This is a genomic window from Priestia sp. D51, assembly GCF_053345675.1.
In genome coordinates, this window is record NZ_JBLTIR010000021.1 from 1 (window position 1) to 19,258 (window position 19,258).

Annotated in this window: 17 protein-coding genes, 2 tRNA genes, 2 rRNA genes and 2 riboswitches; of the genes, 3 read left to right on the forward strand and 18 right to left on the reverse strand. The window is 38.7% G+C overall.

From position 1 onward, the window contains the following. Positions 1–421: 421 nt before the first annotated feature. From ACNHOZ_RS28290 to groES, 7 genes are all read right to left on the reverse strand, one after another. On the reverse strand, positions 422–1,747 hold the full coding sequence (locus ACNHOZ_RS28290) for an NCS2 family permease (RefSeq protein ID WP_013055032.1): 1,326 nt from the start codon (positions 1,745–1,747) through the stop codon (positions 422–424). Positions 1,748–1,880: 133 nt separating this feature from the next. Further along, positions 1,881–1,982: riboswitch (purine riboswitch) on the reverse strand. A 97-nt stretch (positions 1,983–2,079) separates the two neighbouring features. Continuing rightward, the gene (guaA, locus tag ACNHOZ_RS28295) at positions 2,080–3,609 is read right to left on the reverse strand and encodes a glutamine-hydrolyzing GMP synthase (protein WP_028412703.1); all 1,530 of its coding nucleotides are present in this window, start codon (positions 3,607–3,609) and stop codon (positions 2,080–2,082) included. Between the two features lie 123 nt (positions 3,610–3,732). Beyond that, positions 3,733–3,834: riboswitch (purine riboswitch) on the reverse strand. Between the two features lie 39 nt (positions 3,835–3,873). Further along, positions 3,874–6,066: a transglutaminase TgpA family protein gene (locus ACNHOZ_RS28300; protein WP_048022394.1), complete on the reverse strand. Its 2,193-nt coding sequence runs from the start codon at positions 6,064–6,066 to the stop codon at positions 3,874–3,876. Next, positions 6,059–7,252 carry a DUF58 domain-containing protein gene (locus ACNHOZ_RS28305; RefSeq protein WP_230624709.1) on the reverse strand — a complete coding sequence of 398 codons (1,194 nt, stop codon included), beginning with the start codon at positions 7,250–7,252 and terminating at the stop codon, positions 6,059–6,061. The genes ACNHOZ_RS28300 and ACNHOZ_RS28305 overlap by 8 nt, the downstream gene beginning before the upstream one ends. Positions 7,253–7,263: 11 nt before the next feature. After that, entirely contained in the window at positions 7,264–8,214 is a 951-nt protein-coding gene (locus ACNHOZ_RS28310) for an AAA family ATPase (RefSeq protein ID WP_048022395.1), read from the reverse strand. A gap of 158 nt (positions 8,215–8,372) precedes the next feature. Next, positions 8,373–10,004 carry a chaperonin GroEL gene (groL, locus tag ACNHOZ_RS28315; RefSeq protein ID WP_028412700.1) on the reverse strand — a complete coding sequence of 544 codons (1,632 nt, stop codon included), beginning with the start codon at positions 10,002–10,004 and terminating at the stop codon, positions 8,373–8,375. Between the two features lie 67 nt (positions 10,005–10,071). Further along, the gene (groES, locus tag ACNHOZ_RS28320) at positions 10,072–10,356 is read right to left on the reverse strand and encodes a co-chaperone GroES (protein ID WP_013055026.1); all 285 of its coding nucleotides are present in this window, start codon (positions 10,354–10,356) and stop codon (positions 10,072–10,074) included. Positions 10,357–10,655: 299 nt separating this feature from the next. Between groES and ACNHOZ_RS28325 the strand changes: the two genes are divergently transcribed. Both ACNHOZ_RS28325 and ACNHOZ_RS28330 read left to right on the forward strand, forming a co-directional pair. Further along, positions 10,656–11,384 (forward strand): CPBP family intramembrane glutamic endopeptidase, encoded by a 729-nt coding sequence (locus tag ACNHOZ_RS28325; protein ID WP_028412699.1) that lies wholly within the window; start codon positions 10,656–10,658, stop codon positions 11,382–11,384. Further along, entirely contained in the window at positions 11,381–11,608 is a 228-nt protein-coding gene (locus ACNHOZ_RS28330) for a YdiK family protein (protein WP_013055024.1), read from the forward strand. The genes ACNHOZ_RS28325 and ACNHOZ_RS28330 overlap by 4 nt, the downstream gene beginning before the upstream one ends. Positions 11,609–11,634: 26 nt before the next feature. Here the strand turns inward: ACNHOZ_RS28330 and tatC are convergent, their stop codons facing one another. Genes tatC through ACNHOZ_RS28345 form a run of 3 tightly spaced genes read right to left on the reverse strand, consistent with a single transcriptional unit; the run spans position 11,635 to position 13,283 of the window. Continuing rightward, positions 11,635–12,390 (reverse strand): twin-arginine translocase subunit TatC, encoded by a 756-nt coding sequence (gene tatC / locus ACNHOZ_RS28335; protein WP_013055023.1) that lies wholly within the window; start codon positions 12,388–12,390, stop codon positions 11,635–11,637. 15 nt (positions 12,391–12,405) lie between these two features. Beyond that, positions 12,406–12,591 carry a twin-arginine translocase TatA/TatE family subunit gene (gene tatA / locus ACNHOZ_RS28340; protein ID WP_013055022.1) on the reverse strand — a complete coding sequence of 62 codons (186 nt, stop codon included), beginning with the start codon at positions 12,589–12,591 and terminating at the stop codon, positions 12,406–12,408. A gap of 53 nt (positions 12,592–12,644) precedes the next feature. Next, positions 12,645–13,283, reverse strand: a complete 639-nt coding sequence (locus tag ACNHOZ_RS28345; protein ID WP_028410376.1) for a redox-sensing transcriptional repressor Rex — start codon at positions 13,281–13,283, stop codon at positions 12,645–12,647. 459 nt (positions 13,284–13,742) lie between these two features. On the opposite strand from ACNHOZ_RS28345, the gene ACNHOZ_RS28350 reads away from it, so the two are divergent. Further along, positions 13,743–15,677 (forward strand): ABC-F family ATP-binding cassette domain-containing protein, encoded by a 1,935-nt coding sequence (locus tag ACNHOZ_RS28350; RefSeq protein ID WP_033580896.1) that lies wholly within the window; start codon positions 13,743–13,745, stop codon positions 15,675–15,677. A gap of 256 nt (positions 15,678–15,933) precedes the next feature. Here ACNHOZ_RS28350 and tsaD read toward each other — a convergent pair whose 3' ends face one another. The 8 genes from tsaD to ACNHOZ_RS28390 form a co-directional block, all read right to left on the reverse strand. Next, positions 15,934–16,950 carry a tRNA (adenosine(37)-N6)-threonylcarbamoyltransferase complex transferase subunit TsaD gene (gene tsaD / locus ACNHOZ_RS28355; protein ID WP_080754517.1) on the reverse strand — a complete coding sequence of 339 codons (1,017 nt, stop codon included), beginning with the start codon at positions 16,948–16,950 and terminating at the stop codon, positions 15,934–15,936. Next, on the reverse strand, positions 16,947–17,396 hold the full coding sequence (gene rimI / locus ACNHOZ_RS28360) for a ribosomal protein S18-alanine N-acetyltransferase (RefSeq protein WP_028412696.1): 450 nt from the start codon (positions 17,394–17,396) through the stop codon (positions 16,947–16,949). Before rimI ends, tsaD begins: the two co-directional genes overlap by 4 nt. Positions 17,397–17,409: 13 nt before the next feature. After that, positions 17,410–18,108 carry a tRNA (adenosine(37)-N6)-threonylcarbamoyltransferase complex dimerization subunit type 1 TsaB gene (gene tsaB, locus ACNHOZ_RS28365; RefSeq protein ID WP_048022397.1) on the reverse strand — a complete coding sequence of 233 codons (699 nt, stop codon included), beginning with the start codon at positions 18,106–18,108 and terminating at the stop codon, positions 17,410–17,412. Then, the gene (tsaE, locus tag ACNHOZ_RS28370; RefSeq protein ID WP_013081426.1) at positions 18,105–18,575 is read right to left on the reverse strand and encodes a tRNA (adenosine(37)-N6)-threonylcarbamoyltransferase complex ATPase subunit type 1 TsaE; all 471 of its coding nucleotides are present in this window, start codon (positions 18,573–18,575) and stop codon (positions 18,105–18,107) included. The genes tsaB and tsaE overlap by 4 nt, the downstream gene beginning before the upstream one ends. A 220-nt stretch (positions 18,576–18,795) precedes the next feature. Next, positions 18,796–18,871, reverse strand: a tRNA-Asp gene (locus tag ACNHOZ_RS28375). Positions 18,872–18,875: 4 nt separating this feature from the next. Next, positions 18,876–18,952 (reverse strand) — tRNA-Met (locus tag ACNHOZ_RS28380). Positions 18,953–18,976: 24 nt separating this feature from the next. After that, positions 18,977–19,092 (reverse strand): 5S ribosomal RNA (rrf, locus tag ACNHOZ_RS28385). A 68-nt stretch (positions 19,093–19,160) separates the two neighbouring features. Beyond that, positions 19,161–19,258 (reverse strand): 23S ribosomal RNA (locus ACNHOZ_RS28390); the annotation flags it as partial.

Here is a 19,258-nt window from a genome sequence, read left to right on the forward strand (position 1 = left end):
AGGCACGCCGCCAGCGTTCATCCTGAGCCAGGATCAAACTCTCCGAAGAAATGTTTGACTTGCTCATTTAAAAAATAAAAATTAACGTTGACGTTTGTCGCTTTGTTCAGTTTTCAAAGTTCAACCGTTGCTCTGAAGCAACTTTATTAGTATAACATTCTATTATTTTGATGTCAACATCTTTTTTAAGATGTTTCTCTCAACTGCGCTGTTCATCAGCGACATTTAATAATTTACCATATATAATATATAGAGTCAATCGTTTTTCTAAAAAACTTTATAAATAAAAAAGTTAATGAAGTAAACCTTCAGTAAAGTAACCAATTAACCTCTATTACAATAGCAATCTAGCCGCTATGCAGTTTTCTTATCTTACCATAAAAAAAAAGCCCAGTCATTAAACTGAGCTTTTTTATTTAAACTATTCTGCTAAGAACGCGAAATAGAGTATGAAGATGATACAGAGAGCATACATAATGGGATGCACTTCTTTTCCACGCTTGCTGCATAACATTGTAATAGGATAAAAGATAAAGCCAACCGCAATGCCTGTTGCAATACTGTACGTTAATGGCATCATGATCACCGTGAAAAATGCCGGAACTGCCACTTCGAACTCTTTCCAATTGATTTCTCCTAAGTTTGACACCATCAGAGCTCCTACCGTAATTAAAGCTGGCGCAGTAACAGCTGGTGTTACGACCGCTAACAACGGAGAAAAGAACAGTGCAACTAAGAAAAACGCCGCCGTTACAATTGCAGTAAATCCTGAACGTCCGCCCGCTGCTACTCCAGCCGTAGACTCTACGTAAGCTGTTGTTGATGAGGTACCAAGAACAGCACCAACTACAATCGCACTAGAATCTGCCAATAACGCTCTGCCCGCTCGCGGAAGCTTATTATCTTTCATAAGCCCAGCTTGACTCGCTACAGCAACCATCGTACCTGCTGTATCGAAGAAATCAACGAATAAGAAAGTTAAAATGACGACTAGCATCTTTACAGTAAAGATATCACCGATATTTTGGAAAGCTGCCCCAAACGTTGGGTCAAGACTAGGAACCGATGAAACCACTGCTTTAGGTGTATCAATTAATCCAAAAGCCATACCTGCTACAGCCGTTACAATCATACCGATAAATACAGCTGCATTTACTCGAAGCACCATTAATACAATAGTAATGACAATACCAAAAACCGCAAGTAATGTTGTTGGGTTCGTCAAATCACCCAGTCCAACGAATGTGGCATCATCTTTGACGATGATTCCCGCACCTTTCATACCAATAAAACTAATAAATAAACCAATACCTGCTCCAACAGCCATTTTTAATTCAATAGGAATAGAATTAATAATTTTTTCTCGCAGGCTTGTTAATGTTAAAAGAATAAAAATAACACCTGATATCATAACACCCGTTAAAGCCGTCTGCCATGGAATTCCCATCGTCAGAACAACTGTATAAGCAAAAAATGCGTTTAATCCCATACCTGGAGCTAATGAAATTGGATATCTACCAAGCACTCCCATAACAATTGATCCCAAAGCTGCCGCTAAAGCAGTAGCTGTAAATACAGCCCCTTGGTCCATTCTCATACTGTCAGGTAGATCCTTTACATCACTTAGTGATAGCACAGATGGATTAACAAATAAAATGTAAGCCATAGATAGAAAAGTTGTAAGGCCAGCTATAAACTCTTTTCGGTAGCTAGTACCCAGCTCTTCAAAACGAAAATACTTCTTCACGTTTTTTCCTCCCTTTATAGAAGCCGCATGCACTTAGACAGGCCATAAAAAAATGCCTCTACGCTATGGCGCGTAAAGGCATAAAATCGACTAAAAGAGAAATGTATGAGCAAAAAACAAAAGATTTTTATACATACATGTATTACTTTCTCGTAGTCAAGCCATTTACGGTAGCTCGGTAGAAACTTTTGGGCCTTATCCCCAAGATTATACGACATTAAAGCTATATCTCGCTGTTTTATGTTACTATCCTACCATTAACTTTTTAAAAAAGTCAACAAAAAACGAACATTCTTATAAAAGAATGTTCGTTTGTTCGGTTTTCTTACATATTATTCCCATTCAATTGTTGCAGGTGGCTTACTTGTAATATCATACACTACGCGGTTAATATGCTTAACTTCGTTTACAATACGCGTTGAGATAACTTCAAGCACATCCCAAGGAATACGCGCCCAGTCAGAAGTCATACCATCAATCGATGTAACAGCACGAATACCGATTGTGTAATCATACGTACGAGCATCTCCCATTACACCTACACTGCGGATGTCAGGAAGAACCGTAAAGTATTGCCAGATATCGCGCTCTAAGTCTGCTTTTGCAATCTCTTCACGTAAAATAGCATCCGACTCACGTACAATTTCTAACTTCTCTTCCGTAATTGCACCAAGTACACGAATACCTAGACCTGGCCCTGGGAAAGGCTGACGCCAAACGATGTTATCAGGAATACCTAATTCAGAACCTAATGCACGTACTTCATCTTTGAATAGCGTGTTTAACGGTTCGATTAGTTTGAACTGCATATCTTCCGGTAATCCACCTACATTATGGTGAGATTTAATCGTTTGAGCTGTAGCTGTCCCACTCTCGATAATATCTGTGTATAGCGTACCTTGAGCTAGGAAATCAAACCCTTTTAATTTAGCAGCTTCGTCATCGAATACATAAATAAATTCATTACCGATGATTTTACGCTTTTGTTCAGGATCTGATACACCGCTTAATTTTTCTAAGAAGCGATCTTTTGCATCGATTTTAATTACGTTCATATTAAAGCCTTCGCTAAATGTTTCCATTACGCTTTCAGCTTCACCTTTACGTAATAAACCGTGATCTACGAACATACATGTTAACTGATCACCAATTGCTTTGTGAATTAATACAGCTACTACCGAAGAGTCTACTCCGCCGCTAAGTGCGCAAAGTACTTTTCTATCTCCAACTGTTTCACGGATTTTATCCATTTCAACTTCAATGAAGTTCTCAATTGACCAGTTTGCTTCAGCATGACATACTTCAAACACGAAGTTCTTTAAGATATGGTTACCGTGCACTGAATGGCGAACTTCTGGATGGAACTGCACTCCGTACATATTCTTTTCTTTGTTACTCATTGCGGCAATTGGACAAGATGGGCTAGTTGCGTCCACTTCAAAACCAGCTGGTGTTTCTACAACTAAATCACCGTGACTCATCCAAACAACTTGTTCTTTTGGCAACTCATGGTACATTAATGAATCGTTTTGTACGTTAATCGCTGCTTTACCATATTCACGATGGCTAGCACCTTCTACCTTCCCGCCAAAATGATGAGTCATTAATTGCATTCCATAACAAATACCTAAAACAGGAATACCTAATTCAAAAATGTTTTCATCGCAGTGAAATGCGTTTTCACCGTACACACTGTTTGGGCCTCCAGAGAAAATAATTCCCTTTGGATTTAATGCTTTAATCTCTTCTGCTGTAATTGTGTGCGGATGCAATTCACTATATACTCCGAACTCGCGAATGCGACGCGTAATCAGTTGGTTATATTGACTACCAAAATCTAATACAACAATCATGCCTTCCATCTTGTTCACCTCTCCGAATGTGTAAATAATCACTTGTTATTATGCCCTAAAATATAAAAAAAACTAGACTTCTCCCTCAAAAAACAAAGGCAGAAGTCTAGTTGAGCACGACGTTTATCGTCAAATAGACTGTTCTGCCTTCATAGTCAGATCGTTTAAGGTGACCCGGTAGAGACTCTCGAACCATATTATCGAGGATATATGAAGGTATACGAAACATTTATAGTAAGTTCGAGAATATTCTATCAATCCGCGAAACAATGGTCAAGAACTCGTTTTTTTGATTAAATTTTCCCACAATTCAATCGACTCTTTCCATTCTTTTATGGAATCTGCATTTCGATATAAAACCCGCTCGTATTTTTCCGTTAATTTTAGCATATTTACCGTATTTAATTTTTCGTCTACTTCTCCTGCAAAGTCGCGCAGCGTTTGATTTTCTTGCCGTTTTAGTCCATTTGCAGCGAGTCTTTTAAGTAAAAAAGCATACGCTGATTCAAAGGTTTCCACACTCTCTTTCTTTTTATAAAAAGAGATATAAAAAGGTAAAAACCATTTAAATCGATTGAGATATATTACTATTAACATAACTACAATCAGTCCGTAGAAAAGCACTTTCCATTTCATAGACAACTTAGCATTTTGAAGAGAAGCTGTTTTTTCTTTCTCTCTTTTCTCTTGTGCCGGAAGCTCTTTCTTCTTAGGCTGCTCCTTGACTTGCGTTTCTTGTTTCTCTTCTTCCCTTTGACTATTTTCACTAGAGTTGTTAGGTTGGCTATCTACAAAATCATAAGGATTAGAAAAACTTTTTGTTGGTTCAAAAGGTACCCAGCCCGCTCCTGGAAAATAGACTTCGACCCAAGAATGAGCATTATTTTGTGTAATTTCATAGGTTGTCCACTTACTACTTCCTGAAATAACGGTGGCATCACCTTCTGTATAGCCCTTTACCCACCGAGCAGGAATATCTAATGAACGAAGCAGCACGACCATAGAAGTAGAGAAGTTATCACAGTATCCTCTTTTTGTATCAAATAAAAATTGATCCACATAATCTTTATTCTTCGTAGGAATTGAAACATTTTCAGTATCATATACATATGGATTGGATCGGAAGTATTCTTCAACGGCTTTCGCTTTTTCATAGCGATTGTTTTTATTTTTTGTTATCGTACGAGCTAAATCCTTTACTCGTTTTGGCAAATTAGCAGGAAGCTGTGTATACCTTGCTATAAATTCATTATTATTCTCTAGACTCTCTGACTTTTTCTCCTCTGCTTGCTGAAGAAGCCCGGTATCAAACACAGGATATTTATACGTTAGCTCATACGATTGAACAGTAACAAGTTTGTCATTTTGATAAGGATATAATTTTTCATTTGTCGGTGTAACATCGGTTTGAATGCCATTTTTTAAGGTTAGAGACAGCAGTTGAGGAACATGCATAAGATGAACAGAAGGCTGCGAATAGGTAACTTCTGCTTTTCTTACTTCTCCTGCAACACTTGAATCATATTGAGGGAGTAAGTTTTCATTTCCTTTGAAAGGCACTTTTTCTTCCTCTTTAGACAGCTCCCAGCCCTTACCTGTATACACATCCTTCGTTTCAATACGCCAATAGTGCTCATCCTCTACTTTAGCTGTAAACACAACCGTATCATCATTGACAAAGGATCCCCCCAATTTAGAATCGTCCATATCATAGCCAATTCGTTGACCGCTTGCAGATTCTCCCTGTCCTTGATGTGTTGTGTGAGCTGCAATAAAAGGGACCGGATCTGGCCACTGCGGACCTGGTTTAGGGGCGAGATAAGCCAGCACAATGACAATGGCTAAAAAACTGCCTAGAAAAAGAAACGATCGTTTTCTATTTTCTAAACGCTCGGTGCTAGCACCTTTTATACGTTCAGGATTGATGCGAAGCATGGCTACTAATAAAAATCCGATAATCGTCACGCGAATAATAGCAGCTCCGGCATCGTAAGTAGAAAAGGTATCCAATACGGTAATATACAAAATGGTTAAGAAGAAAAAGAAGAAAATTCTTTTTTGATAAAAGATCCAATATCGAATTAAATAAGCCATAATCCAAAGCAGGATAAAAAATAAAGTGCTCCTCATTTCAAAGGATAAATTCGCTATATTCCACTCCATGATACTTTGTACATCTGACTGAAGAATTTCCAAAAGTCTTGGAAGCCATTCTGAAGAAAAGAAGGCACCTTGGAAATAGAGACTGTGAAGTGAAAACAAAATAAACAACATGCTCCCTAACGTCATCACAATAAACGGCAATCGAAACGTTAAGCTCAAAAAACAGTAAGCGACAAACAGGATAAAGTATTGAATTTGATTCGTATCAGTGACTTCATTTAAAGGGAGAAGCCATTCCACTAATAAAAAGAAAGCTCCCGCGTATAATAAGACGTTTTTTACATACCAAGCTGATTTATTCACTTATTTCCGCCCTCACTTCCTTTAGTGATAGAGGAAGATCAATATGAACGACTTCAATTGTTAAAGCAGAAGATTGTATGCCATTTACAATAACTGTCTCTTCCTCACTAAGCCCCGCTCCTTCATTTTTAACGACAATGAGTGAAGCCTTAGCATGAGGGCTCAGCTTGGATTGAATCTGGCCAATAAGAGTCCCTGTAACTTGACTGACAATGACCATAAAAGAATGCTGCTTTTGAATAGCAATATTCTGAAATTCTGTTTCGAATGCTCGATTGCTAATAGGCTGTGCACGTGCTAAGTGATGCAACAGGTTATCAGCCTCCCTTTGTTCAGAGGTTTTCTGCGAAAAAAGGGCATCTCCAGCTAAAAGAAAATCGACTTTTTTACGCTTGGTTTCTTCATGAATGAGCATGGATGCCAGAAAGCTCATTCGCTCTTCAAAGTATAGAGGGCCCATAACATCTGCAATGATAATTATACTCCGTTCATGATAATGACCAAACTCTTTAGAAATCAACGTAGCTTTACGAGCGGTCGCCTTCCAATCGATAGATCCTAATCGGTCACCCGGCTGATATTCTCTAATGCCTGTCACTAACGTAGTAGATTGATTTCCCGTAGAAACTTCATTTTTCCCTTCTTCTATTCCCGCTAAAAGAAACGGGATATCTATCTTATGAATCTGAGGATAAACGATAAATCGCTGCTGCAGTAGAAAATATGCCTTCTTTTTTACGATGCCTAATAAATCACTAATTTCAATTGAAATCGTAAAAAATTCATATTCTCCTCTTTCTACAAACGATCTTTCATACGGAATAACAGCGTTTCGTTGAAAAAGCGGATAAATTGTTCTTTCTTCTTGATCTAAAAGGTTACTCTCCTCTTTCACCGCTGCCATATAAACAGGAAAAGCCGAGGAGCGTGTAATGTGAATGTCATAAGAAAGATGATCTCCAGCGAATCGAGGCTGTAGCTTCACATCACGAGCAACATTCCACTTCTTCAACGGATAGAGCAACACGGCTACCGCATATAATCCAAAAGGTAAGAAGCTATAAAATAAAAACCAGCTGACAAAGCCTCCTTGAAACATGGCGTAAGAAAACGTAGCGGTAAAGATGCAGAATAAAACGAACCAGTCTCTACCTTTGTTCCATATCACTTTTATATACTGTTTCATAAATTATCCTCTTACCTTTTAACAGGTACTTTCGTATCAGCCATAATTTGCTTCATCACATCACTCGCTGTTAAACCGCTGTACTGAGTATCAGGTCTTAGCGTTAAGCGATGTGCACACACATACGAAGCAAGCTCTTGAACATCATCAGGAAGAGAGTAATCTCTTCCCTTTACTAACGCATATGCTTGAATAGCCTTCATAAAGGAAACCGTGCCACGAGGACTAATACCTAATGAAACATGTGGATGAGAGCGAGTTTTGCGAATAATTTCAATGATATAGTTCTTGATCGTATCATCTACATAAATACTGCTTACAGCTTTTTGAGCCTGTACTAATTCTGGAACGCTCATAACAGGTTTGACATCTTCAAGATTAACTTGAGTCGATACGCCATTTAAAATTTGAAGCTCCTCTTCTTGCGTAGGATACCCCATGCTTAGTTTGAATAAAAAACGATCCAGCTGCGCTTCCGGCAAATGATAGGTCCCATCAAAATCAACGGGATTTTGAGTAGCCATCACAAAAAAAGGCGCCGGAATTTCCCGGGTGATACCATCGGTTGTTACATGATGCTCAGCCATTGCTTCTAAAAGCGCCGATTGTGTTTTAGGAGAAGTCCTGTTAATCTCATCAGCGAGTACTATGTGGCTCATGATAGGACCTGGACGAAAATGAAATTCCATGTCTTTTGGACTGTAAATAGAAACACCTGTTACGTCGGACGGCAGCAAATCAGGCGTGAATTGAATTCGTTTAAATTCTGCATCAATCGATTTGGCCAGTGCCTTCACAAGCATCGTTTTCCCCACACCCGGAACATCTTCAAGCAAAACATGTCCTCCTGCAAGTAAAGCAACCAAACTAAGCTCAGATACCTGACGTTTTCCAATCACAATTTGATCGATGTTTTCTAATACTTGGTTTAATTTATTATTAATATGATCCAGCTGAATCAACGACGCTCCCCCTTAAAACTCAGTTAAGCCTTGAGTTTAGTAAGTTTTCCAATAAACATAGTACTATCTTAACAAATTTTAAAAAAATCTGAAAATATTAACGCACACAAAAAAGCGACCAAGTGAGTACTTGGTCGCTTTTTTAGGTAGGGCAGTGATTACATCATGCCGCCCATTCCACCCATGCCGCCCATGTCAGGCATTGCAGGAGCTCCGCCTTCTTCTGGCTTGTCAGCAACAACTGCTTCAGTTGTTAAGAACATAGCCGCTACAGAAGAAGCATTTTGAAGAGCTGAACGCGTTACTTTTGTTGGGTCAACGATACCAGTGTCTAGCATATTTACCCACTCGCCAGTTGCAGCGTTGAATCCAGTTCCAACTGCTTCGCCTTTTAGACGCTCAACGATTACTGATCCTTCTAAACCAGCGTTGTGAGCGATTTGACGTACAGGCTCTTCAATCGCACGCAATACGATGTTGATACCTGTAGCAGTGTCACCGTCAGCTTCGATGCTTGCTACTTTATTATAGATATTTACTAATGCAGTACCACCACCAGCTACGATACCTTCTTCAACCGCAGCACGCGTAGAGTTTAATGCATCTTCAATACGTAATTTACGTTCTTTTAACTCAGTTTCAGTTGCCGCACCAACTTTGATTACAGCTACGCCACCAGCAAGTTTTGCTAAGCGCTCTTGTAATTTTTCACGGTCAAACTCTGAAGTTGTTTCTTCAAGCTGAGCTTTGATTTGGTTTACGCGTGCTAGGATATCTTCTGCGTTTCCTGCACCGTTTACAACTGTTGTATTTTCTTTTGTTACAACAATTTTAGAAGCGCGACCTAATTGATCGATGCCTGCTGTTTTTAAGTCAAGACCAAGCTCTTCAGTGATTACTTCTCCGCCTGTTAGGATCGCAACGTCTTGTAGCATTGCTTTACGACGATCACCAAAACCAGGAGCTTTAACAGCTACAGCTGTAAATGTACCACGAAGTTTGTTCACAACTAATGTTGCTAAAGCTTCGCCTTCTACGTCTTCAGCGATGATTAATAGCGGCTTGCCTTGTTGAACAACTTGCTCTAATACCGGTAAGATTTCTTGAATGTTACCGATTTTTTTGTCTGTGATTAAGATGTATGGATCATCTAATACAGCTTCCATTTTATCTGAATCAGTTACCATGTAAGGAGATGCATATCCACGGTCAAACTGCATACCTTCTACCACTTCTAATTCAGTTGTGAAACCTTTTGATTCTTCAAGTGTGATAACGCCGTCGTTACCAACGCGCTCCATTGCTTCAGCAATTAATTGACCTACTTCTTCGTCAGCTGCTGAGATAGCCGCTACTTGAGCAATTGAATCTTTACCTTGAATTGGTTTAGAGATTGCTTTTAGTTCTTCAACCGCTACAGCTACTGCTTTTTCCATACCTTTACGGATACCCATTGGGTTAGCACCAGCCGTTACGTTTTTAAGACCTTCTCTGATCATTGCTTGCGCTAAAACTGTTGCAGTAGTTGTACCGTCACCAGCAACGTCGTTTGTTTTGCTAGCAACTTCGGCTACTAATTTAGCACCCATATTTTCAAATGCGTCTTCTAATTCGATTTCTTTTGCAATTGTTACACCGTCATTTGTAATAAGCGGTGAACCGAATTTCTTTTCCAATACAACGTTACGACCTTTTGGTCCAAGCGTTACTTTTACAGCATTTGCTAATGTATCTACACCACGTAGCATTGCGCGACGTGCTTCTTCGCTAAATTTAATGTCTTTTGCCATGTTCTTTGACCTCCTCAAGATGTTCTTAATAATCTATTTTTTACGTATGATAAGTTTGTGGTTAAAATTAGCCGATTACAGCTAAAATATCGCTTTCGCGTAAAATTAAGTATTCAGTACCTTCGTATTTTACTTCAGTACCCGCATATTTTGAGAAGATGATACGATCGCCCGCAGCTACTTCTAAAGCTACACGCTCACCGCTTTCTAATACTCGGCCTGTACCTACAGCAACAATTTTACCCTCTTGTGGCTTTTCTTTTGCACTGTCCGGTAACACGATACCGCTTGCTGTTTTTTCCTCAGATTTTACAAGTTCAATCACTACGCGATCACCTAATGGCTTTAACAAGTGAAACAACCTCCTCAAATAATATGTTTGCATTTTTATTAGCACTCAACCTCAACGAGTGCTAACACAATTATTATATTAAAACAAAGTGGGTTTTTTTTGCAAGTATTAAACAAAAAAAATTTAAAATTTACGACAACTACATATAATAGTCTTAGATTTCGACGATTTTGAGAAATAAAGCATTCTTTTCTCTGTTCAATAATATGTATGTTACAATACGAGCAAGAAGAAATTACTAACTTTACAGTACTTCTTCGACATATATACATAAAAACCTTTTAAAGGAGTATAGAAGATTGGAAAAACGTTATTGGTATGTTATCCTCACTTACATCCTTATGCAGTTTTCAGGAGTTGTTGGTATACCGCTGTTAAAATTAACAGGAATGTTTGATGACTATCCAGTTCGAACAGCGAATGTCATGCTTTTGACTTATTGGACTATCATTAGCTTTATCCTTGGTTTACTTATTGTCTTACTGCTGCTGCGCCGTGACATGTCCATGCGTATAGAACATGCTGGAAAAACGATTGCTGTTGTCTGGTCAGTCCTTGGGGTGTTTCTCGCTATGGCTGGTCAAGCTGTAGCAGGTATGATTGAGCACGCTCTTGGCATTACCCAAGTATCTGAAAACACACAAAATATTGTTAATCTTGTTAAAGCAACGCCGTTCCTTATTGTCGTTACGTCTGTTATTGGACCAATACTAGAAGAGATTATTTTCCGAAAGATTATTTTTGGTTCTCTTCACAAACGATACAATTTCTTTATCTCTGCATTTATTAGTTCCCTTATTTTCGCTGCGGTACACTGGGATTTTAAACATTTACTTGTGTATACAGCTATGGGATTTGTATTTGCATTCCTTTATGCAAGGACGAGACTAATTGTTGTACCTATTATTGCTCATGTTTTGATGAATACAATCGTTATTTTATCTCAAACTATTTTTGCAGATAAAATTATAGAAATGCAAAAACAAGCAGAACAAATGCAGTTCATTTTTGGAGGCATGTTTTTATGAAGAATATCCCTTTAACACGAGGGTTTATTTATATTATTATGGGGATTTTATTCACCTACTTGGCAATTCAAAATGCCCAGGAAACCGTCTGGAATTTCCCCACAATCTTATTTGCACTCGTAGCCGCATTCGATTTCAGGTTTGCGGTTCGCATCTTTATCTTGCACTACAAAATTAAAAAATTGCAGCAGCAATATAAAAATCAAGATGATTCATCCAAATAAAAAAACCACTGTTTCAGTGGTTTTTTTTACATACTAACATCTTCTCTTTCTTGCTCTGCCCTTGCCTTTAACACTTTGCGATACGAAATGCGGGAAATAATGATGCTGATTTCATACAAAATTAAGAGCGGCACTGTCACCATCATGTGCGAGAGCAATTCCGGTGGTGTAATAAGTGCGGCAATAACTAGCAGTACGAAATAGGCATATTTTCGAATTTGAGATAAAAACATAGGCGTTATAATTCCTAAACGCGTCAAAAACATAACGACGACAGGAAGCTGAAACAACAAGCCAAAAGGCAGTGTGAGCTGCATTAAAAAAGAAAAGTATTCATTAATGCCAATCACTTGGTTTACATTCAGCTCATCAGAAACGCGCGTCATAAAATCAACGACAAATGGAAACAACACAAAATAAGAAAAAGAGACACCGCCGATAAAGAGAAAAATGGAAACAGGAATATATCCAAGCGTTACCTTACGCTCTTTTTCATATAAACCAGGACTAATAAATGCCCAAAGTTGATACAGTGCAACAGGAGCTGCAAGTACACAGCCGATAATAACAGCAAATTGCATATAAATCTTAACTGGATCTGTTAACCGAAATGCATTCATCGTTAAATTCTTTGCCTCATCAGCATGCTGTAAATAGACAATAACCTTATCCGCTATAAAAAAGCCGCCAATTGTGGCAATCACAAAGAAAAATAAAACAATTAAAATGCGTTTTCGCAGCTCTCCTATATGATCATATATTGACATTTCTTGTTCGGTCATACTATGATCACCCTTTTACTCTTTGTCATCTACTTGACGCTGTTTATCTTTTTCACGATCTTCTGATGCACCGCTAGCGGCATGCTTAAACTCTCTAAGCGTTTGGCCCACTGATCTTCCTAGCTCCGGTAACCGTTTCGGTCCAAAAATAAGCAGTGCTACAATCGCAATAATAATCCAACTGCCTGCTCCAATCCCCATATTCCCACTCTCCTTATTAATTTAGACTTAAGGAAATCGTAACACAGTCCGCCTTATTCAACAGGATAATTTTTCAAAAAGTAGACGAGCGACTGTAATTCTACAGCAAGATCAATATGATGGAGTCGAATCTCATCCGGTACGTTTAAGCGTGCAGGAGTAAAGTTTAAAATTCCTTTAATTCCGCAACTCACTAAACGATCAGTAATTTGCTGAGCAACAGTGGCAGGAACGGTTAAAATCGCTACTGAGATGTCATCACTCATATAATCTTCCAATTGGTCAAGATGATAGACCGGCACGTCGCCTACTTTCGTACCTACTTTATCTTCTATCACATCAAAAGCGCACTCAATTTTGGTGTTATTATTTTTAATAAAATTATAATTTAAAAAGGCCGTTCCTAGATTCCCTACGCCAATCAGTGCTACTTTCGTTACTTCATCTTGGTCTAACGTTTTACGGAAAAATGTAAGTAAATAATTCACATTGTAGCCGTATCCCTTTTTTCCTAATGCACCAAAGTAAGAAAAGTCCCGACGAATAGTAGCAGAATCCACTTTCACTGCCTCACTTAACTCCGCTGACGACACACGCTGTTTACCAGAAGCATGCAAATTTTTCAAAAAACGATAATAAAGCGGCAATCGCTTAGCCGTTGCTTGTGGTATTTTTAATTGTTCAGTGTTCACGTTGTACCCCCTCAGTTCATGTATGTCATTACTAACATTTTCAAGTCATATTGCATTACCTTTCACAAAGCATCAACCGCTTTGAGGTAGCGCTTCCAATTCTCTCTCTTTTCTCTTGCTTTATATATACTCCGCTTCACACCTCGACGGCTTTTGTCTATTCAGCACTCCTTAAAGTCGGTATGTAGAACGAAGCAATTAGCCCTTCAAAGGATCGGTTTGTTAGTCATGACGGATTTTTTCACATCCATCATAGATAAGTTCAGAGATGCACTTATCTCTTATTTTAACATAGTATCCTGTATAAAATGTGCAGGTAAAATCATTTTATTTCATGAATCAAAACATTCGCTTCATCATTTGTCCTTGTCCCTCTACAAATTACAAACGCTTGTAGGAAGAACTTGTAGTTAAAAATATGTTAAAATACACTATGGATATACTACTAGAGGTGAAAAAATGATTATTCTACAATTGAACGGTATTACAAAATACTATGGGGCAGAACCCATTTTATCGAATATAAAGTTAGAAGTACAATCAAAAGACCGCATTGCCCTAGTGGGACGAAACGGTGCTGGTAAATCAACTTTATTAAAAATTATTGCTGAGCAGCTTTCCTATGACAGCGGAGAAATTATTAAACCTAAGGGTGTTTCCATTGATTATATGGGACAAGATACAGTTCTTGAGTCAACACTCTCCATATGGGAAGAAATGATGACTGTCTTTGCTCCATTAAAGAAGATGGAAAAAGAATTACGTACGCTTGAAACGAAGATGGGTGATCCAGACATTTTTAATGATTCAGTTCAATACGAAAAACTAACCAAAGAGTATGATCAGCTTCAAGTAACGTTTAAAGATTTAGGCGGCTATCAATATGAAGCGGATACACGATCTATTCTTCACGGTTTCCGTTTTTCAAACTTTGACTACAGCACCCCTATTTCCTCCTTAAGCGGTGGACAAAAAACGCGCCTGGCTCTTGCAAAACTGCTTTTAACAAAGCCTGATTTGCTTATTCTGGATGAGCCTACCAACCACTTAGATATTGAAACTTTAGCATGGCTGGAACAGTTTCTGCAAGGGTATGAAGGAGCTATTTTAATCGTTTCACATGATCGTTACTTCCTTGATAAAGTCGTAAATCAAGTGTATGAAGTCGTACAAAAAACAACGGTGAAGTACACGGGCAACTACTCTAAATACCTTGTACAAAAAGCAGAGCGATATGAAAAAGAGTTGCGTCAGTACGAAAAGCAGCAAGATGAAGTCGCAAAGCTGAATGATTTTATTCAGCGAAACATCGCCCGCGCATCGACTACAAAACGTGCGCAAAGCAGACGTAAACAGCTCGATCGAATGGAGTTAATAAATCGACCTAACGAAGGCGAAAAATCAGCTAGTTTTTCGTTTGAAATTGAACGTCAAAGCGGAAATGAAGTCTTAAATCTGGAAGATGTGTCTATCGGATATGATGAACACAACTATGTCGTCCAAGAGGCAAATCTTCGCATTAAAAAAGGGGAAAGCCTTGCGTTGGTTGGTCCTAATGGCGTGGGGAAATCAACTTTATTAAAAGGCATTGTGGATAAACTCAGCTTCAAGACTGGAACCATTTCCTTTGGCTCAAATGTAATGGTTGGTTATTACGACCAAGAGCAAGCCAATTTAACGTCTAATAAAACCGTTTTAAATGAACTTTGGGATGACTACCCAGCCAAACCTGAAAAAGAAATCCGTACAGCGCTTGGAAATTTTCTGTTTTCAGGTGATGATGTACTGAAAATCGTTTCCACGCTCAGCGGTGGTGAAAAAGCACGTTTGGCTCTTGCGAAGCTTATGCTTCAAAAAGCTAACTTCTTAATTTTGGATGAACCTACTAACCATCTTGATTTAGATAGCAAACAAGTACTCGAGAATGCGTTAATTGATTACCCAGGGACTCTATTATTTGTTTCACATGACCGTTATTTTATTAATCGTATTGCCAATAAAATAGCAGAGCTATCTCCTGAAGGAGTAGAAGAATTTCTTGGAGATTATGACTATTATGTAGAAAAGAAAGCAGAAATAGAGGAAATCAAAGAATTAGAAAATATAAAAGCAAACGAAGAACGTACGGTAAAAGTAGATAAACAGTCCTATAAACAAGATAAAGAACAAAAGAAATTGATGAGACAGCGAACGCGCCGCATTGAAGAAATTGAAACTGAAGTAAACAAATTAGAAGCCGCCCAAGCGGCGAATGAAGAACTTCTTTGTGACCCTGAAATTTATCAAAATCACGAAGAAGTATCAAGATTAAACGGTGAAAATGAAAAAATTTCTTCACAGTTATCCACATTAATGGAAGAGTGGGAAGAATTACAGCTGCTTCTAGAAGAGTAGCCTATATTTTTGCGTATCTATTCATCCTATTTACTTGTTCATGCGCTTAAGAGCAAGCTTTATCCACTCTGTGAATAAATAGTGGATATCTGTCTGATTTTCATAATTAAAACTTGTTGATAACAGGTCCGTGTACTGAGCGCACGGACTTTTCCACATAATTATCCACAGTCAATTCTAAATTTATTGAATATTGTTGATAAATCATTTTTATCCACAAAAAAAAGACGAATGAGAAATAAATCTCATTCGTCACTTACTCTTCCAAGTCCAAACCGGGGTTTGCATTTAATGACATATCTGAACGTTTTCCTTGAGCAAATCGTACGCTTGCTGCTGCTCCAATCATTGCGGCATTATCCGTACATAGAGATAGCGGCGGGATAATAAGCTCAATATTTGATAGGGGTTCAAATGCCTCTTCTAGCGCTGCTCTAAGCCCTTTATTAGCAGCAACTCCTCCTGCTAATAAAACTTGCTTAACGTTATATTCCTTTGCAGCTTTAATCGTTTTAGTTACTAACACATCAATGACACTCGCTTGAAAGCTAGCAGCAAGTGTTTGTGGAAGAATCTCTTCACCTTTTTGCTTCGCATTGTGGACAGTGTTAATAACTGCTGATTTTAATCCACTGAAACTAAAATCATAGGATCCTTCTTCTAGCCAAGCACGCGGCAAATCAATTAATGGCTCTCCTTCATGTGCAAGGCGGTCAATATGAGGTCCGCCTGGATATGGAAGGTTTAACGTGCGGGCTACTTTATCGTAGGCTTCTCCTGCTGCATCATCTCTTGTTTCACCGATTACTTTAAAATGACCGTGACTTTCCATGTATACAAGCTCCGTATGCCCGCCAGATACAACTAGCGATAAGAGCGGGAATTCTAGTTTTTTGATTAGCTGATTTGCATAAATATGTCCTGCAATATGATGAACACCAATTAATGGCTTTTGATGTGCAAATGCTAGCGCTTTGGCCGCATTTACGCCAATAAGAAGTGCTCCCACAAGCCCTGGTCCTTCCGTTACAGCTATTGCATCTATATCTGCAAACGTCAAGTTCGCTTGATTTAAAGTTTCTTCAACTACTACTGTAATTTGTTCTACATGATGACGAGATGCAATTTCCGGTACGACACCGCCAAATCGTTTATGGCTTTCTATTTGAGAGGCCACCACATTGGCTACAATTTCATGACCGTTTCGAATCACAGCTGCTGCTGTCTCATCACAGCTTGTTTCTAATGCTAAAATTAATTGATTTTCATTCATAAATTCACCCACATAACTAATGCATCCTCATTGTTATCAGAATAATAATTCTTACGAATACCTCCAGGTTTAAAACCTAGCTTTTGATACAATGATTGTGCAATATGATTAGATACCCTAACTTCTAATGTCATTGACGTAGCACCTAGTTTTCGAAGAACGTCCATCACGTTGCGCAGCAGCAATTCACCGAGTCCCTTGCCTCGGTAGTCTGGCAATAGCGCAATGTTGGTTACATGTGCTTCGTCAATAACAATCCACGTTCCGCAATAACCAATAATATTTTCCCCTTCTTCCATCACAATGTAAGTTGAAAATTGATTATTGGTTAACTCATTTTGAAATGCTTCTGCACTCCAAGGTGTCGTAAAAGACTTCTCTTCGATTTTCACTACTTGATCAATATCTTTAACTTCCATTAAACGAAACTTAATTGTTAGTTTCATGTTATACCTTCTTTTATCCTTTTTGCTGTGAAGCAAGCCAGTTGGCTTCTGCTTCAGCTAAACGAATGTAGTTCGGAACAAAAGTATGCACAGACTGCGGCTCTTTCTTCATTCCTAAGAAAGCCAATTCACTTGGTCTTGGGTTAAACTGCTGAACATGGGCAAATACAGCTTGTTCACTCAACACTTCTTTTAACGCCTCTTCATGTATGGAAAGATCATTGCCTATGAATAAAATAGGTTTGTTGTATGACTTTAAATGTTCCGCCCAGTCCTTATTAATAACAAGTCGATCACTTTCAACTTCTACAAGACCTCGTTCGTTATTCCATTCATATAGTCCTGTATAAAGCTGCTGACGGCGCGCATCAAATAACGGAGCAATATATCCATCAAAATAACGACCGTTTGCTGCTAGTGCCTCAAGGCTAGATACACCTATTAAAGGAATATTTAAAGTCCAAGCAAGTGTCTTGGCAATGGTAACACCAATGCGTACACCGGTATAGGACCCGGGACCGTGTGCCACTACAATACGGTCTAGCTCGCTTGGCGCAATATCACAATCTTTTAACAAAGATTCCACAGCGTTCATCACACGAACAGAGTGATTCTTTTTTAGATTCGTAATAATTTCTCCAATTACTTTGTTTTCTTCAACGACAGCAACACCCATGACAAAATTGGATGTATCAATGGCTAACATTTTCATCTTTTAAAAAGCTCCTTACATATTTCAACGTACCGACTGCCTATCGCTTTTACAAGGATTTTACGAGTCGTTTCGTTTTCATGGTAAATATTGATTTGAATATATTCATTAGGAAGCTGCTCTTCAATCAGGTGAGCCCACTCCACGACCGTCACGCCATCTCCTTCAAAATACTCATCGAACCCTAGGTCTTCAAATTCATCCCCTAGACGGTACACATCCATATGGTAAAGAGGAAGGCGACCGCTTTTGTATTCTTTAATGATAGTAAATGTCGGGCTATTCACATTGCGTTCAATTCCTAAGCCTTTAGCTAAACTTTTTGTGAATGTTGTCTTTCCAGCTCCCAAATCGCCTTCAAGCAGCAGCACGTCACCAGCTTCTAATAAAGTTGCTAGACGAGCAGCCAGCTGATTAGTTTCATCAGGAGACGTAGACATAAACGTAAATTCATTAATCTCTGTCATTCATTCAGAACCTCATTTCAATCTGTATATATATATTGTAAACGTTGTGGACTATACATATCCAGTAAGAAATCCAACAATCTTTAACATCGCAATTCTACAAAGAAATTTCTTTGTATATAAAAAATTCCTTAGGATTGCTCCTAAGGACGGTAAAGTTTTATATAAAAATGGTTCAAACAATAAAAAAGACGAAACACATTGTTTCGTTTCTAAAACATGGCGGTCCCGACGGGAATCGAACCCGCGATCTCCTGCGTGACAGGCAGGCATGTTAACCGCTACACCACGGGACCATGTTGGTTGCGGGGACAGGATTTGAACCTGCGACCTTCGGGTTATGAGCCCGACGAGCTACCGAACTGCTCCACCCCGCGATGATAAAAAAGCAAAATAAAAATGCCTAGCGATGTCCTACTCTCACAGGGACAAAGTCCCAACTACCATCGGCGCTAAAGAGCTTAACTTCCGTGTTCGGTATGGGAACGGGTGTGACCTCTTTGCCATTATCACTAGACATTTATATGAGATTATTCTCTCAAAACTAGGTAACAGATTGCTGAGTAAAGCTTACGCTTTTAAAGTTTGGTTAAGTCCTCGATCGATTAGTATCAGTCAGCTACACATGTCGCCACGCTTCCACCTCTGACCTATCAACCTGATCATCTTTCAGGGATCTTACT

Coding starts and splice junctions, on each gene's coding strand:
- guaA (WP_028412703.1), bottom strand. CDS start 3,609: ATGGAAGGCATGATTGTTGTATTAGATTTTGGTAGTCAATATAACCAA.
- ACNHOZ_RS28305 (WP_230624709.1), bottom strand. CDS start 7,252: ATGAAACAGTATATAAAAGTGATATGGAACAAAGGTAGAGACTGGTTC.
- groL (WP_028412700.1), bottom strand. CDS start 10,004: ATGGCAAAAGACATTAAATTTAGCGAAGAAGCACGTCGCGCAATGCTA.
- ACNHOZ_RS28330 (WP_013055024.1), top strand. CDS start 11,381: ATGAAGAATATCCCTTTAACACGAGGGTTTATTTATATTATTATGGGG.
- tatC (WP_013055023.1), bottom strand. CDS start 12,390: ATGACCGAACAAGAAATGTCAATATATGATCATATAGGAGAGCTGCGA.
- tatA (WP_013055022.1), bottom strand. CDS start 12,591: ATGGGGATTGGAGCAGGCAGTTGGATTATTATTGCGATTGTAGCACTG.
- ACNHOZ_RS28350 (WP_033580896.1), top strand. CDS start 13,743: ATGATTATTCTACAATTGAACGGTATTACAAAATACTATGGGGCAGAA.
- tsaD (WP_080754517.1), bottom strand. CDS start 16,950: ATGAATGAAAATCAATTAATTTTAGCATTAGAAACAAGCTGTGATGAG.
- rimI (WP_028412696.1), bottom strand. CDS start 17,396: ATGAAACTAACAATTAAGTTTCGTTTAATGGAAGTTAAAGATATTGAT.
- tsaB (WP_048022397.1), bottom strand. CDS start 18,108: ATGAAAATGTTAGCCATTGATACATCCAATTTTGTCATGGGTGTTGCT.
- tsaE (WP_013081426.1), bottom strand. CDS start 18,575: ATGACAGAGATTAATGAATTTACGTTTATGTCTACGTCTCCTGATGAA.